At 39.9% G+C, this 16,221-nt stretch carries 7 protein-coding genes; 3 read left to right on the top strand and 4 right to left on the bottom strand.

Annotated elements, in window-relative coordinates; all coding sequences use genetic code 11:
* Positions 1–48: 48 nt before the first annotated feature.
* The gene (locus tag ANA_RS23675; protein ID WP_015081164.1) at positions 49–5,148 is read left to right on the top strand and encodes a DUF4114 domain-containing protein; all 5,100 of its coding nucleotides are present in this window, start codon (positions 49–51) and stop codon (positions 5,146–5,148) included.
* A gap of 292 nt (positions 5,149–5,440) precedes the next feature.
* On the opposite strand, the gene clpB is transcribed toward ANA_RS23675, so the two are convergent.
* From clpB to btpA, 3 genes are all read right to left on the bottom strand, one after another.
* Positions 5,441–8,059 (bottom strand): ATP-dependent chaperone ClpB, encoded by a 2,619-nt coding sequence (clpB, locus tag ANA_RS16470; RefSeq protein ID WP_015081163.1) that lies wholly within the window; start codon positions 8,057–8,059, stop codon positions 5,441–5,443.
* Positions 8,060–8,405: 346 nt separating this feature from the next.
* Positions 8,406–9,395, bottom strand: coding sequence for a vitamin K epoxide reductase family protein (locus ANA_RS16465; RefSeq protein WP_015081162.1), 990 nt, complete (start codon positions 9,393–9,395; stop codon positions 8,406–8,408).
* A gap of 289 nt (positions 9,396–9,684) precedes the next feature.
* The gene (btpA, locus tag ANA_RS16460; RefSeq protein WP_015081161.1) at positions 9,685–10,497 is read right to left on the bottom strand and encodes a photosystem I biogenesis protein BtpA; all 813 of its coding nucleotides are present in this window, start codon (positions 10,495–10,497) and stop codon (positions 9,685–9,687) included.
* A gap of 1,078 nt (positions 10,498–11,575) precedes the next feature.
* Here btpA and rimO point away from each other — a divergent pair.
* Both rimO and ANA_RS16450 read left to right on the top strand, forming a co-directional pair.
* Positions 11,576–12,931 (top strand): 30S ribosomal protein S12 methylthiotransferase RimO, encoded by a 1,356-nt coding sequence (gene rimO / locus ANA_RS16455; protein WP_015081160.1) that lies wholly within the window; start codon positions 11,576–11,578, stop codon positions 12,929–12,931.
* 65 nt (positions 12,932–12,996) lie between these two features.
* A complete protein-coding gene (locus ANA_RS16450; protein ID WP_015081159.1) occupies positions 12,997–14,562 on the top strand; it encodes a DEAD/DEAH box helicase in 1,566 nt (521 codons plus the stop codon).
* Positions 14,563–14,693: 131 nt separating this feature from the next.
* On the opposite strand, the gene ANA_RS16445 is transcribed toward ANA_RS16450, so the two are convergent.
* The gene (locus ANA_RS16445; RefSeq protein ID WP_083881480.1) at positions 14,694–16,211 is read right to left on the bottom strand and encodes a DUF4114 domain-containing protein; all 1,518 of its coding nucleotides are present in this window, start codon (positions 16,209–16,211) and stop codon (positions 14,694–14,696) included.
* Positions 16,212–16,221: the final 10 nt, after the last annotated feature.

Raw genomic sequence — 16,221 nt, 5'->3', positions numbered from 1 at the left:
GTATTTTCACCACCAATAAATGTATTTAAAACCAGTGAGGCCATAACAATGTCTGAAAATTACGGTTTGTTATTAAACGATGATAAAGATCAATCAATTATAACATCAGCATTAGAATTAGCAAAAAATCAACTATATAGTTTTGCCAATAGTCCAGATTTTCAAACCAAAATGCAATTGGCTTTTGGTGTTGCAGTTGATTCAAATAGTTTTCAAATTGCTTGGAAAAATCAAGATTTCAGTGTAATTCCCAATATTGAAGTTCGTACCGGATCTGAACTTGGTGGAGCAATTGGAGCTTATGCTCAAGCCACTAATACGATCTATTTATCTCAAGATTATCTCAACCAAAATGCAGCCGATATTGAATCTATCACTTCAGTCTTATTGGAAGAGATTGGTCATGCTGTAGATGCTAAAATAAATATATTTGATACTCCTGGAGATGAAGGAGCGATTTTTTCAGCCGTTGTTCAAGGAAAGACATTTGAGCCTGAGCAGTTACAACAGTTAAAGGTTGAGAATGATCATACAACTATTACTTTAGATTCTCAAGTATTGCAGGTTGAGCAAGCCAGTATTCCCCTCAGAGAAGGTGGTCAAGAAGGAAGAACTGAAACAATTACATTGGATGGAAAAGGACTTGGATCAGCACAGATTTTCTATGAAATGTATAGCGTTCCTGATCGACTTCAACTTCGTTATGAGGGCAAAGTTATTTTCGATTCAGGGTTCACGTCAGGCAGTAAGACTACGAGATTTAATATTCCCAAAGGAAATTCAGATAAATTAGATGTGGTACTAACTGCTAATCCAAGTATCAATACCACTCGGTGGCAGTATAAGATTGATACTACAACCTGTCCTGTTCCATCACCATTAGAGGTCGTACTTGTAAGTGGTACAGAAGAAGAAAAAGATGGTAAATGTATCCTAAAAGGAACTATCAACATTGGACGAGAAGGATCATCACCAATCCTCAAAGTTGAAGGTACTGTCGAGTACGATGCTACAACAATTAGTATTAATGGAATAGTCTCTTCATTGATTGGCGCTGGTCTTGTAAAAACAATGCCATTATTTAAAAGTCAATTTGATATTGATGTTAAAACTGCTACTGGTTCATTAACGGAAGATGCTAGTTTTACCAATCAGTATACATTGGGTGGAATGGATGTTGATTTTAGCAGTTTGAGTATCAATCCTAATGGATTAGCTCTGGGAGCAAAGTTCAAATTAATTGATGATTTGGGTTTACCTGACTATTTCTTTAGTGGTTCAGATGCACTTTTAATTAGTCAAAATGATGTCAAATTTGGTTCTAGTGTTAAGTTATCTCTACCAAATTTTAAAGATTTTCAGCTTTTTAAGTTTTTGCCTGTTAACGAATTTTCTGATTTTTCCATCGAGTATGTTGCCCCAGAAGACAAAATCAAGATTCAAGGAAAATTAGTAATTGATCCTTTTGCTAAACCAGATGAAAAAACAATTACGGCAGATTTTGCTGGTGATAACTTTATTCAAATTCAAGGTGGAAAAGCAGATGTAAAGGGTTCTCTTGCCGTTAAGGATCAGATTAAACCAGGCAAATGGGGTTTAAGTGAAGTTAAACTGGATATAGACACCCAAAATAAAGATATTGGTGGTAGTGCAAAGATAGTGTTCCCTTTTGGAGCAAAATTTCCACCTAATAATAGTGGGGACTTAACTCTAGGACTTGGTTTTAAATTGCCTCCTGTTGAACTTAATAAAGTATCCATAAAATTAGACAATCTAAATGTTAGAATACCAATCCCAAGTTTTCCTTTTGTTTACTTTCAAAGAGTAGCAGCGAGCGTAGACAATTGGGCTAAATCTGATCCAGATCCTGTTGAATGGAGTGGTGGACTTGGTGCAACACTTGGACCTCAATTTACCATCAGTGGCGATAAATATTCTTTAATTCGTCTTGATGTAGATGCAAAAATCAGTTCAGAACAACTCAGTGCCAATGGAAACACCACTTTTATCAATGATAAAATAGTATCAAAAGATGGAACAGTTACTCTTAATTGGAATAAGAGATTTTACGAAGAAAAAGGCAATTTCTCGCTTTTTGATGGCTTCATTAAGACAAACAGTGGCTTTAGAACTGATTCGAGTCTTAATATTAAGATGAATGGGAGTGCAAGTGTAGGTATACCCAACTTTGTTCCCTTATTTGGTGGTTCACAGCTTGCATCAGGAAACTATTTACTTGACTTCAGTAATGATGGAAATTTATCTAATGACTTTGCAGCAGCGTGGGGTACTTTAAACATTCAAAAATTTGGATTTGAAGTAAATATGCCTGTTGGAGCAAAACTTTACTTTGATGGACATTTTGAACACATGGGAGCTAAAGACTTACCTCCTGTCGGTAGTTGGGCTGTAGCTGCCAATACTCCTTGGATTCTTTTAAGTGCTGCATGGGAAAATGAAATTGGAGCTAACGTACCAGTTCAAATTGAAACTCCTGATGGTCGTCTTCTCAACGAGTCTGAATTTAGTGCAAATAATATTGCCTTTGTTGATGAACTAACTAATTTAAAAACCAAAACAGTCATCATTTTTAATCCCACTGAGGGTATTTGGGATATTGAAGTTCCTGATAAAACAGGATTAGGGAGCATAACATACAATGCTGTTACAAACTCTCAAGCTCCTACTATTGAAATCACTGCACCAGTTACAGACATTACGGATCAGAACGTTACCATTAGTTACAATGCCTTTGATTCCGATTCAAATGCCAAAGTTAGCCTATTTTACGATACTGATAATCAAGGCTTCGATGGCATTTTAATTAAAGATAGTCTTACTGAAACCGATGGTGCTGGTAGTTTTATTTGGAATACAGAAGGTATCACGACTGGAGACTATTACATTTATGGCATGGCAATGGATGAGAATAATCCAATTGCTTTAAGTTATGGAACTGGAAGAGTAAAAGTAACAGAAGCAGCAGACTTATCTGTTACCACAACTGCTAATACCGATTCAGTCAATGTGGGAGATAACCTCACTTACACAATCGCAGTTACTAACAATGGAATCAATAATGCTAAAGGAATAACTCTCACAGATACTTTACCTGATGGAGTAACTTTTGTTTCTGCCAGCATCTCTCCCACTGCTCAATCAGATAGTAGCCTCATTTTTGATTTAGGTAATTTAGAGAAAGGCAAAAGCACTACAGTTAACGTCACTATTACACCTCTAGTAACTGGAACTCTGACTAATACAACCACCGTAACAGCTAAAACCTACGATCCTGATGCGACTAACGATACGACAATTCTAGATACTACTGTCACAACAGCAATACCATTTTCTCCTGATTTGGTACTAACTACAAATGCTAGTGATGCACCAGTAAATTTGGGAGATAAAATTAACTATATCCTCACAGTTACTAATAATGGTGATGGTCAAGCTACAGGTATCAAACTAACCGATAACATTGGCTCATTAGGAGTAAAAGATGTTTTGACTACCTCTAGTCAAGGAACTGCTTCGATTGATTCTAACGGTAATGTAACCGCTCAATTAGGCAAACTCAATAAGGGAGAAAAAGCAACAGTTACTATTACCGCTACTTCTATTGTTGCTGATACTCTGATCAATACAGCATTTATCACTAGCAATGAAGATGACTTCAATACAACTAATAATTTTTTAATTCAAAGTCAGGCTGTCAATGCAATCACTCCCACATCTGCTGACCTAGAGTTAACCCAGACTATAGACAATCCCAACCCCAAAATTGGCGACGAAGTTAATTTCACCCTCACACTCACAAATAAAGGTGTTGGTATTGCTAGTAGCATCAAAGTCAAAGATATTCTATCCTCTGACCTAGACTTTGTTTCTGCCCTTCCCGAACAAGGAACCTATGACAGTCAAACTGGTCTTTGGGATGTAGGGAACATGAGAGACAATCTCACCCGCACACTGAAACTAACTGCTAAGGCAAATAAGGACGTTTCCATTACTAACACAGCAGAAATCATTGCAGTGGCTGAAACTGATCCTGATTCCACACCTAATAACAATAATCCCAATGAAGATGATCAAGCCTCAGTCACCTTAAATGCAGCTTTAGCAACACCCACACTCACAAAAATTACTGATGACATCTTTACAATTTCTGGAAACAAACCAAAACTTCAAGTCACTCCTGCGGGACGTAATTCTAATCTAGTCAATGAACTGGGTGTATTTACAGTTGACGATGCCCAAGGCAAAATTAATGGTATTGCTCCAGGGGAAACAGGTTATACCCAAGCAGCTTTGAATAAATCAAAAGTGATTTTCTCTACCATTGCTAATGTCCCCAATGGATTTGATATCAACAACCTTACCAGCCTAATAGAATTTGAATCTGGCAATAACCTGAGATTCTTATTAGTGAAAAATGGTACAGTTGATAGCGTCCAAAATGGAATTACCCCAACTTCAGATATACTTTTCTCTGACCTCTCTCGCCAAAAAATTACCGACTTAGGTACTGATGGTTTCTCCTTAGCTTGGAAAGATGGATCTAATAATAATACTGACTTCAAAGATTTGGTAGTTAATATTAAGTCCACCGACGACTCATTACCCTTGGGTACAAATCTACAAGGAAAGCAACAAGGAGAAGTTCTTGATTTAAGAGGTATAACCCAAGATGTAAAGGCTGATTTTACTGTTAATAGAGAAGCTGCTTTTAACAACTTCGTTGGCTTTTATAAAGTAGCAGATGAAAATGGTGGCATTGATGTTGATGGCAATGGTACAGTTGATTTCCGTCCTGGTGACTCAGGTTATGCTCAAGCGGCTATAAAGAGCCGTGTAGCGGGAATTGACCTCACAGTTAATAACCAAGGAACTGCCAGTTTTACAGATAAGACATTAACAGGAGGGAGTATTTTTGCGCCGTTTATTCTTACTAATGGTCGGACAGTAGATCAAGTTCTGAATGGACAAGTTGACCAAGCTTACTTTGCTTATTTAGGAGCTAATAGTGATAAGGTAGATCACATTCGTTTGTTAGGAAATAACGTCTTTGGTTTTGAAGATTTAGCAGGTGGGGGAGATAACGATTACAATGATATTATTGTCAAAGTAAACTTGAGTGTTGTTTAGTTTTCTCAGAGGTTATTTGAAAAGCGATTAGAAAGATGCCTCCGGCTCCCGTTAGGGATACGCAGCTACACAGACAAAACCCACACTTCGGCAACCTCAGTGACCGCCTGCGTGGGTTCAAAAGCCTTGATTTTTCATTAATCCACGTAGGTGGACTTCGTTTGTGTAGACGCGGTTTCTAACCGCCCGTTTAACTATTTATGCCAAAGTAGAAGTAGTCGGTTTTAACCGACTTTAGCTTTTAGACAGGGAATTTATTCCCTGGCTTGAAGGCTTGAAGGGACTCTCAAATCTAACCCGTAAACACCTCTGCGGGTAAGCGATTAAAGGCAAGACGCTCATTTTGGACATCTACAAAAATCGTGTCACCGTCGCTAAAATCACCGCGTAAAATGGCTTTGGCTATTTGGGTTTCTAATTCTCTTTGAATTGCTCGTTTTAATGGTCTTGCCCCAAAAACGGGATCATACCCTACTTCTGCTAAAAAGTCAAGGGCAGAACTGGATAATTTCAAAGATATTTTCCGGTCAATTAATCTTTGTTTTAATCTATCTACTTGTAACTGAACAATATTCCGCAATTCCGATTTTTGTAAACTGTGGAAAATAATCAATTCATCCAGACGGTTTAAGAACTCTGGACGGAAACTACTTCGCATTGCTTCCATCACACGATTACGCATTTCATCGTAACGAGTATCATCTCCAGATATATCTAGGATATATTGAGAACCGATGTTACTGGTCATGATGATAATACTATTTTTAAAGTCTACTGTGCGACCTTGGGCATCTGTCACCCTACCATCATCAAGGATTTGCAGGAAAATATTAAATACGTCGGGGTGGGCTTTTTCGATTTCGTCAAATAAAATCACCGCGTAGGGACGACGACGAATGGCTTCGGTTAATTGTCCTCCTTCTTCATAACCGACATAGCCGGGAGGCGCACCAATTAAACGGGAAACATTATGTTTGTCCATATATTCGGACATATCAATCCGCACCAAAGCTTCCTCTGTATCAAACATATAAGCAGCTAGGGCTTTCGCTAGTTCGGTTTTACCGACACCAGTTGGACCGAGAAAGACAAAACTCGCAATGGGACGGTTTGGGTCAGAAAGTCCAGCGCGAGAACGTTGAATGGCATCTGCGACAGCAGTAACGGCTTCATGTTGACCGACAACCCGGTGATGTAATTCATCTTCTAAATGCAGGAGTTTTTCTTTTTCTGATTCGACTAATTTATTCAGGGGAATGCCTGTCCATTTAGAAATGATTTCGGCAATATCGGCTTCTGTAACTTCTTCGCGTAATAGTGATTTTCCGGTTTTTTGAGTTTGGGAAAGTTCAGTTTCTACGGCTTGTAATTGCCGATGTAAGTCTGTTAATTTGCCATATTTTAATTCCGCAGCCCGGTTAAGATCGTAGTCTCTTTCGGTTTGTTGAATTTCTAAATTAACTCGGTCAATTTCTTCTTTAATTGATTGAATTTTGGTGATAATCCCTTTTTCGGATTGCCATTGTGTGCTAAGGGTTCTTTGATCTTCTTTGAGGTCAGCGAGTTCTTTTTCTAATCTTTCTAACCGTTCACGGGAAGCGAGATCACTTTCTTTTTGTAAGGAAAGTTTTTCCATTTCCAATTGGAGGATTTTTCTGTCTATTTCGTCTAGTTCTTCGGGTTTGGAGGTAATCTCCATCTTGAGTCTAGCAGCGGCTTCGTCTACTAAATCAATAGCTTTGTCAGGGAGAAAGCGATCGCTAATATAACGATTAGAGAGAGTGGCCGCAGCGACGAGGGAACTATCAGAAATTCTCACCCCATGATGGACTTCATAACGTTCTTTCAAACCGCGTAAAATGGAAATTGTATCTTGAACGTTGGGCTGATCTACATAAACTTGTTGAAAGCGTCTTTCTAAAGCGGCATCTTTTTCCAAATATTTGCGGTATTCATCCAAAGTTGTCGCCCCAATACAGCGTAATTCACCTCGTGCTAACATTGGTTTTAATAAATTTCCCGCATCCATAGCTCCTTGACTTGCACCTGCACCGACAACAGTATGAATTTCATCAATAAACAATACAATATTCCCACCAGATTCGGTGACTTCTTTTAATACGGCTTTGAGACGTTCTTCAAATTCACCTCGGAATTTTGCTCCCGCAATTAAAGCCCCCATATCTAAACTGATGAGTTTACGATCTTTGAGAGATTGGGGAACATCACCCGCTACAATGCGCTGTGCCAAACCTTCCGCAATTGCCGTTTTCCCCACACCAGGTTCACCAATTAAAACCGGGTTATTTTTGGTTCTGCGGGAGAGAATTTGTACTGTCCGTCTAATTTCATCATCACGACCGATTACGGGGTCTAATTGACCTTTGCGGGCGGCTTCTGTGAGATCACGTCCATACTTCTCCAGTGATTGATATTTACCTTCTGGATTTTGGTCAGTCACTTTTTGTTTCCCCCGAATTTCTTTAATAATATTTTTGAGTTTGCTTTCATCTAAACCAAATTCTTGCAGTAAACTCTTGCCAAACCGATCATCTTTGGCGTAAGCTAACAGCAAATGTTCAATAGAAATAAATTCGTCTTTAAATTCTTGACGATATTTTTCTGCCCGATCTAATAATGTATCTAAGCTGCGTCCTAAATAAACAGAAGCACTAGTCCCCGATACTTTGGGTTGACGTTGGATAAATTGCTCGGTGCGATCTCGAACTTTTTGCAAATTTGTGCCAGCCTTAGTGAAAATCGCGCTGGCCAGTCCTTCCTGTTCCAGCAACCCTTTCATCAGATGTTCACTTTCTAGCTGCTGTTGCTGATACTGTTTAGCGACATCGGGTGTATGAGCGATCGCTTCCCAGGCTTTTTCTGTAAATTGATCAGGGTTGGTCGGCTGCATAAACTTTTAGAATAACAAACTACTGTCTAATACGATCATTGTAAAAATATCTGGGCTAATAGCTAGATCGGTCTTCACGTCTTTAATATGTAGTATTATTGCCCAATCTCAGATAACTGTTGCTGTATTCCGTTCTATAAAACTTACTGTGACTTACATCTGGGCGACAGGCTTTAATTTAAAATTAATGTCAAACATGAATAAGTAGCCAAAACCGTATATTTATTTAAATACAATAATTAATATCTAATCTAAATTTTACGTAAATACTTAGTAGGGGTTTAGCATTGTGCTAAACTCCCACACTCGATGCTTAATTATTGATTTTTTGGATGTAGTCTGATCTCTAGCGGAAATATTTAAAGTTTTTCGGACCTGTATAACCAGTGATCTTTCCTAATTCCTCTAGAGTCTGCACTCCGCTATAGATTTTACCATTAATAACCCAACTTGGGAAACCTTCGATTTTTGCAGCTTTACATAATTCTGGTTTACCTTTGGGACTATCACCAGCACATTCTACTGTAGAACTTTCACTAATTATTGTATAAGCTTCTTTGCCAAAAAGTAGCTTCTGTTCGTGACAGTGTGGACACCAATAAGCTACATATTCCTTAGCACCAACTTTAACAAGATGTTGAGCTAAAGCGATCTCCGCTTCACCAGATTTAGTGGTAATTTCCCAGCCAAATTGAGGATTTGGTTGTTCTTTAGGAGTAAAGGTAATTGCTGTGGGTTTACCATCAGTTGATTCAGTAATATTACCTGATGGGCTGACTTGAGAATAAACGCCTAAAGTCCCAATTAGCGTTACCATTGCCACAATCAAAGCCGTAAATAAAAGTTGTCCAATATCTTCCCAATCCTTACCTATAACAGTTAGCACTAACATAGTTAATGCAAATAAGGCAGAGGCAATACAGTAAGGACAAATAGCTTTGAGTTGAAATGCTAGGACATACATTAAGTATCCACTAAAAACTGACATAGCGATCGCTCCTACAAACAGCAACCACCAAGTCAAATTTTCCAGTTGTTTCTGACCTTTGTGATTTTCCCCTGTGTTCAAGGCTAAGGGAGCTAAAGCGAATATCAACATCCCAATGTATGCCAACAAACCAAATAAAGGTAATGGTTGACCTAAAACCGTAGCCCAAGGACTAGAAAGGACATCCACACAACCCTTAACATTTTCTGCTGTAGTACAAACCGGAGTGCTGCCGGTCAGCTTTTCAAAAGTGAGATAACCTGTATTCAGGATACCAAATCCAGCGATGGTTGCGATCGCCGGACGTGACCATTTATGAATCCAAGGAGTAGAACGACGACGAATCATAATATTGGTGATTGGGGACTGGGAACTGGGAACTGGGGAAGAGAGTCTAAAGATCCTCATAATCATCTAAATCACTGAAATCAAAAGAATCATAGTTTAGACAATTTCTAATCACTGAAATCAAAAGAATCATAGTTTAGACAATTTCTAATCACTGAAATCAAAAGAATCATAGTTTAGACAATTTCTAATCACTGAAATCAAAAGAATCATAGTTTAGACAATTTCTAATCAAGCAAATCAAAAGAATCATAGTTTAGACAATTTCTAATCAAGCAAATCAAAAGAATCATAGTTTAGACAATAGAGGTCTGCGGGCAGCTTCGACAAATTGACTGACGCGAATCGGATCTATCGGTTGCTGAATTTGACCATAACGTTTCAGAGAACTAGAAACAATCACCCCGTCTGCTGCTTGTAGTAGCGTCCCCACATTTTCCCAACTTGCACCACTACCAATAAAAACAGGAGTCCCAGCGGCAGCATTACTAGCCAGTTCCAAATCCTCTTGGTCAGGAGGACTACCCGTAGCCCAACCAGATAAAATTACCGCATCAGCCAAACCTCGTTCAATAGTATCCTTAACAGCAACAGTGAGATGAGGAGAACTTAAAGGACGAGCGTGTTTTACCAAAACATCAGCAAAAATTTTCACATCAGATCCTAATTCTCGCCGATATCGCAGTAATTGATGAGCTTCCCCCTCAATTAATCCTTGGTCAGTTGCCATCACACCCGTGAGAACATTAATTCTGACAAACTGGGCATTAACGCAACTAGCAATAGCGATCGCACTCCTGCCATCATTACGTAACACATTTAACCCTATAGGCACAGTGACTAAATTTTGGATGCGTTGAACAACCACAGTCATCGCACTGACAACGGCTGGATCAACTTGATTTTTGGTAAAAGGGGCATCGAAAAAATTCTCAACGATTATCCCATTTACCCCTCCACTAGCAAGGGCTGTGGCTTCTTGTTCGGCACGGTCAATCACTGCTTTGAGACTACCTCCCCAACGGGCTGAAGTCGGAAGAGGTAGCAGATGTACTACGCCAATAATTGGTGTTCGGGTTTTAAATAACTGATGTAAATCCACGGCTTTAATTTATTTTTGACATACTCACCGACCTGAAGGTGCGGTGATTCTTGACACTTCGCCAGAACCCGCCACAAGTGGTCTTATCGTCCCTCCATGTCCGTTTAAAGTCTCCCAATGCCCTATGGCGACTATGACCAAATTTTAACATAAAGCCGTCCTGGAAGGACGGGGCTTGTGTCCCGTCTTTTCGGTCACAGTCTGGAGTCGTTGCCTATCCCCACTCTCCAGACGAGGGGGTAACAAAATGGCAGCAATAAAAAATAGACAGTGAGAATCAAACAAAAAAATGTAGATTCCCTGGGCATTGCCGCCGGATGTCTTCTTGTACTAATATAAATTGCTTTCGGGAACACCGAAACAGATCAGAAATAGTAATTTCACCAATTATCTATTTCCTTGTCTAAACTAGATATAGCAGGTGGCAGTAAAAATTTCACGAATTTGGAGCGTAGATCCTCACCAGTTTTTTTATGGTCAGGTTGTTGCCTCCTCCTCAAGATGGAAATTAAATTTCAACCTTCCATAAGATATGTTAAGATAGAATCTGATAACAAGAGGAGTTTGCCACTCACAAGATGTAAGGCAGCTTCCCGGCATTTAATTCCAAATGTCCGAGTAGCATTACTGCTTGATAGGCGTAGTCGCCAGTGCGATTTCCCCAGTTGGGTAGCGGCTTCTCACAACAGACCTCTTGGTCGGCTTCCCAACGGGTAAATTAACAACTTAAGCGAATTGTTAAAAATATTATGAGTGTCAAACTTACCCAAAGACACTTAAGATTACCCTGGGAAACAAATTAGTAGAAGTATCATGGACTAGCCTCTATCAACATGATAGATGAAGGCTGTAATTTGGCTTTTACTAGTTAAAGTTGCTAGTTATATAGGTTAAATCTGGTAATTAGTGGCGGGTAGTTGGGTGGAAATTATAGCAAAATTCACCGAGTGAGTTATTAGGTAGAGCTTTAGCACTGCTAAACCCGTATTGATTAGTTTACTTGTGATCTGCTGTATTTATTCCCGACCCAATGCTTAAATGTTAATTAACAAGGAAAAACGGAAGACTTATTGAAAATATGGGTGAAAAGCCAACGATTGCCATTTCTCACCTGGGCTGCGAGAAAAATCGGATTGATACAGAACATATGCTAGGGCTGCTAGTGAATGCAGGCTATGGTGTAGATAGTAACGAAGAATTAGCAGATTACGTAATTGTCAATACCTGTAGTTTTATCGAAGCCGCTCGACAAGAATCAGTAAAAACCCTAGTAGAACTAGCGGAAGCCAAGAAAAAAATCGTGATTACTGGCTGCATGGCGCAACACTTTCAAGAGCAATTATTGGAAGAATTGCCGGAAGCAGTAGCGGTAGTAGGGACAGGCGATTATCACAAAATCGTTGATGTCATCGAGCGAGTAGAACAGGGAGAGCGAGTTAAAGAAATTACTGCTGAACCCACTTATATAGCCGACGAAACCACACCCCGTTATCGGACAACCACTGAAGGAGTAGCTTACCTGCGAGTGGCAGAAGGCTGTGATTATCGGTGTGCATTTTGCATTATTCCCCATTTGCGAGGAAATCAGCGATCGCGTACCATTGAATCAATAGTTGCCGAAGCCCAACAACTGGCAAGTCAAGGTGTCAAAGAAATAATTCTCATTTCCCAAATCACCACCAATTACGGCTTAGATATTTACGGCAAACCCAAATTAGCCGAATTGCTGCGGGCATTAGGCAAAGTAGATATACCTTGGATTAGGATGCACTACGCCTATCCCACCGGATTAACAGCGGATGTGATTGCAGCTATTCAAGAAACTGCCAACGTTTTGCCATATTTGGACTTGCCACTGCAACATTCCCATCCAGAAATTCTCCGGGCTATGAATCGTCCCTGGCAAGGACAGATCAATGATGGGATTATGGAACGGCTGAAAATTGCCCTACCATCAGCAGTGTTCAGAACCACATTTATAGTTGGTTTTCCTGGAGAAACTCAAGAGCATTTTCAACATTTATTAGAGTTTACCCAACGACATAAATTTGATCATGTTGGTGTTTTTACTTTCTCACCAGAAGAAGGAACTCCTGCCTACAATCTACCCAATCAAATTCCAGCGGCAGTGATGACGGAACGCCGTAATCGCCTAATGGAATTACAACAGCCAATTTCTTTCCAGAAAAATCAACAGGAAGTCGGCAAGATAGTTGATGTCCTGATTGAACAGGAAAATCCCCAAGGTGGAGAATTAATCGGTCGTTCCGGCAGATTTTCTCCCGAAGTTGATGGTCAAGTCTATGTTAAAGGAGAGGCTAGGCTAGGAACCATCGTCAAAGTAGCAATTCAAAGTGCCGATGCCTATGACCTCTATGGTCAAGTTATCAATAGTGATAGATTATCTTCCCATCTGCTATCTGCTGTTGTATAAGACTTAATTTACAAATAAGTATCGGTTTACCAGTCCCAAATTTACAATCAAATCTAGGAGCGTTAATGAATTTATCATTTCAAGAATTAGGCATTTCCCCAGAACGGGCTACATTGTTAGAAGGCATGGGTTTTACTGAACCTACAAATATTCAAACCCAAGCAATTCCTCAACTATTAAATGGTCGGGATGTAGTTGGTCAATCGCAAACAGGAACAGGTAAAACCGCAGCTTTTTCTCTACCAATTTTAGAGCGGTTAGATGAGAACCTCAAAGCTGTACAAGCAATAGTTTTAACCCCAACTCGTGAATTAGCAATTCAAGTTCATGCGGCTGTTTCCCAATTTATTGGTAACAGTTACTTGAAAGCAGCGGCTATTTATGGTGGTCAATCAATTGACCGTCAAATTATGCAACTCAGACGTGGGGCGCAAATCGTTGTCGGGACACCAGGACGGGTCATAGACTTACTAGATCGTGGTAACTTGAAGCTAGATCAAGTCAAATGGTTTGTCTTAGATGAAGCTGATGAAATGTTAAGCATGGGCTTCATTGACGATGTGGAAAGAATTCTTTCCCAAGCGCCTAATGAACGCCAAACAGCATTATTTTCCGCGACAATGCCACCATCAATTCGGATGTTGGTAAATAAATTTTTGAACTCACCGGTGACTGTCACCGTTGAACAACCCAAAGCCGCACCGAATAAAATCAATCAAGTGGCTTACATGATTCCCCGTCATTGGACAAAAGCTAAAGCTTTACAACCAATTCTGGAAATGGAAGATCCAGAAACAGCTTTAATCTTTGTTCGCACCCGGCGTACAGCGGCAGAATTAACCAGTCAATTGCAATCTGCTGGTCATAGTGTGGATGAATATCATGGTGACTTGTCTCAACAAGCACGGGAACGCCTATTAATCCGTTTCCGTAACCGTCAAGTTCGTTGGGTTGTCGCTACTGATATTGCAGCGCGTGGGTTGGACGTTGACCAACTTTCTCATGTAATCAACTTTGATTTACCTGATAGCGTCGAAACCTATGTTCACCGCATTGGTCGGACTGGTCGGGCTGGAAAAGAAGGAACGGCAATTTCTTTAGTACAATCTTTTGAACGCCGCAAACAACAGGCATTTGAACGCCATAACCGTCAAACTTGGCAAATTCTCTCTATTCCTACCAAGGCGCAGATTGAAGCCCAACATATCCAGAAGTTAAGAGGACAAGTGGCAGAAGCTTTAACTGGGGAACGGTTAGCTTCCTTCTTGCCAATTATCAGCGAAATGATTGAGGAATATGATGCTCATGCGATCGCTGCGGCTGCTTTACAAATCGCTTACGATCAAACCCGTCCTGCTTGGTTAATATCAGGAGTAGACCTGCCCGTAGACGAAAGCCCAACTCCCAAACCCAGAATTAACAAACGTGGTGATGGTGGAGAACGGGAACGTAGTTCTGGTGGTGGTCGCGGTGGCCGTTCCTCTTGGTCAAAAGAAGGTAGAGGTAACGATGAAAGACGTAGCAGCGGTGGCAGTGGCGGTAGTGCTAAACCAAAGTTAAAAATAGCCTACAATGAACCCTCTTCTACTCCTACCAATCACAAGTTAGGTTTACCTACGGGTAGAGAATAGATGGGATTTGTTATGAGTGCATCACGGTACTCAGCCAGTAAATAAGGGACTTCCAACTCAAAAAATATCCCAATTCTGAGTATAAATGTAGGGGTTTAGCATTGCTAAACCCCTACCTGCTTTCTACATCACTAAACAATATTCATATTGACTCGAAGAATCACGTCATTGAAATCTTTGTCACCACCGTTTGGTAAATCCTCAAAGCCAAAGACGTTATTCCCTAACAAGCGAATGTGATCTACTTTATCAGCATTAGCTCCCAAGAAGGGGAAGTAAACTGCTGGATTATTATTGGGATTGCTATCAAGTAAAGCATCAGGTCTATCATTAACAATAATAAATGGGACAAAGATAGAACCTGGTTGGAAAGTTCCTGTGTAAGTCGCTGTACCTTGGTTATTAACTGTTAAGTCAATACCTGCAACACGCCCACGAACTGCCGCTTCAACATAACCAGGTTGTCCAGCGAAAATATCGGCTTTACCATCTCCATTGGAGTCAATACCACCATTTTCATCAGTTACTTGATAGAAGCCGATAAAATTATTGAAAGCTGCTTCTCTGTTGACCACAAAATCAGCTTTTACCTGACTTGTAATACCCCGTAAATCAATCACTTCTCCTTGGGGTTTTCCTTGGAGATTTGTACCTAAAGGTAAGGAATCATTTGTGGGACTAAATTTCACTACTAGATTATTAAAGTCAGTCGCATTATTTCCAGAACCATCTTTCCAAGCTAGGGAAAAGTCATCATTCCCCAAATCTGTAATCTTTTGGGTTAAAGAATCTGAAAATAGTATGTCTGTAAATGGAGTTACTCCAGCCTTTACAGCATCAGTTGTACTATTTTTCACCAAATAAAATCTCAAGTTATCACCGGAATTAAATTCCAACAAATGTGTCAAATTATCGGTATTAAACCCATTGGGGAGATTAGCAATAGTAGAGAAAATTACCTTAAATCGCTCTAAAGCCGCTTGGGCGTAACCTGCTGTTCCTGGAGCGATACCATTAATTTTACCTTGAGCATCATCAACGGTGAATACTCCCAGTTCATTGACAAGATTAGAACTTCTTTCTGTTAGAGTAACCTTAATTTTTGATTTGCCACTGCTATTCGAGATTTTAAAGACATCATCCGCAATTTTTGAAAGCTTGATGGTAACTATGGCTTTACCAGTGCCTTTAGTTTGAACCTGCTCACCAGAAGGGGGAACAATTGTTACAACTTCTGATTCAATCTCTCCAAGGAAAACAGAGGTATCTAATGGACTAGTGACTTTCCATTGGACTACGGGGAAAGTCTTTGTTCCTGCAAAAGGAGAAGAACCTGCGGATGTACCTACACCTGTTACATTAGCTATTAAATCTTGTCCATTCACTTGATATGAACCTGTTTCATAGATAGAAGTTGGGATGGGTTGTAGTCCCAAAACACTCAAGAGTGGAAAATCAAGTAAAAAGTTGAGATCAAAAATAGTTTGATTGGTGTTCGTATTGAACGTGATTACACTTGGTACATCGGGGTTCTGAATTACGGAAATAACCCCAGTGGTGAGTTGTCTACCGCCAAGCGGTAAATTAACTGAATCAAATGTTCCATAAAACTCAGCAACAGTCTGTTTGATAATTTTGTTTGCGGGCATAATAACCTCT

The organism is Anabaena sp. 90 (assembly GCF_000312705.1).
GTDB lineage: Bacteria > Cyanobacteriota > Cyanobacteriia > Cyanobacteriales > Nostocaceae > Dolichospermum > Dolichospermum lemmermannii.
The sequence above is the reverse complement of the archived record's forward strand: the minus strand, read 5'-3'. Positions and strand labels throughout refer to the sequence as shown.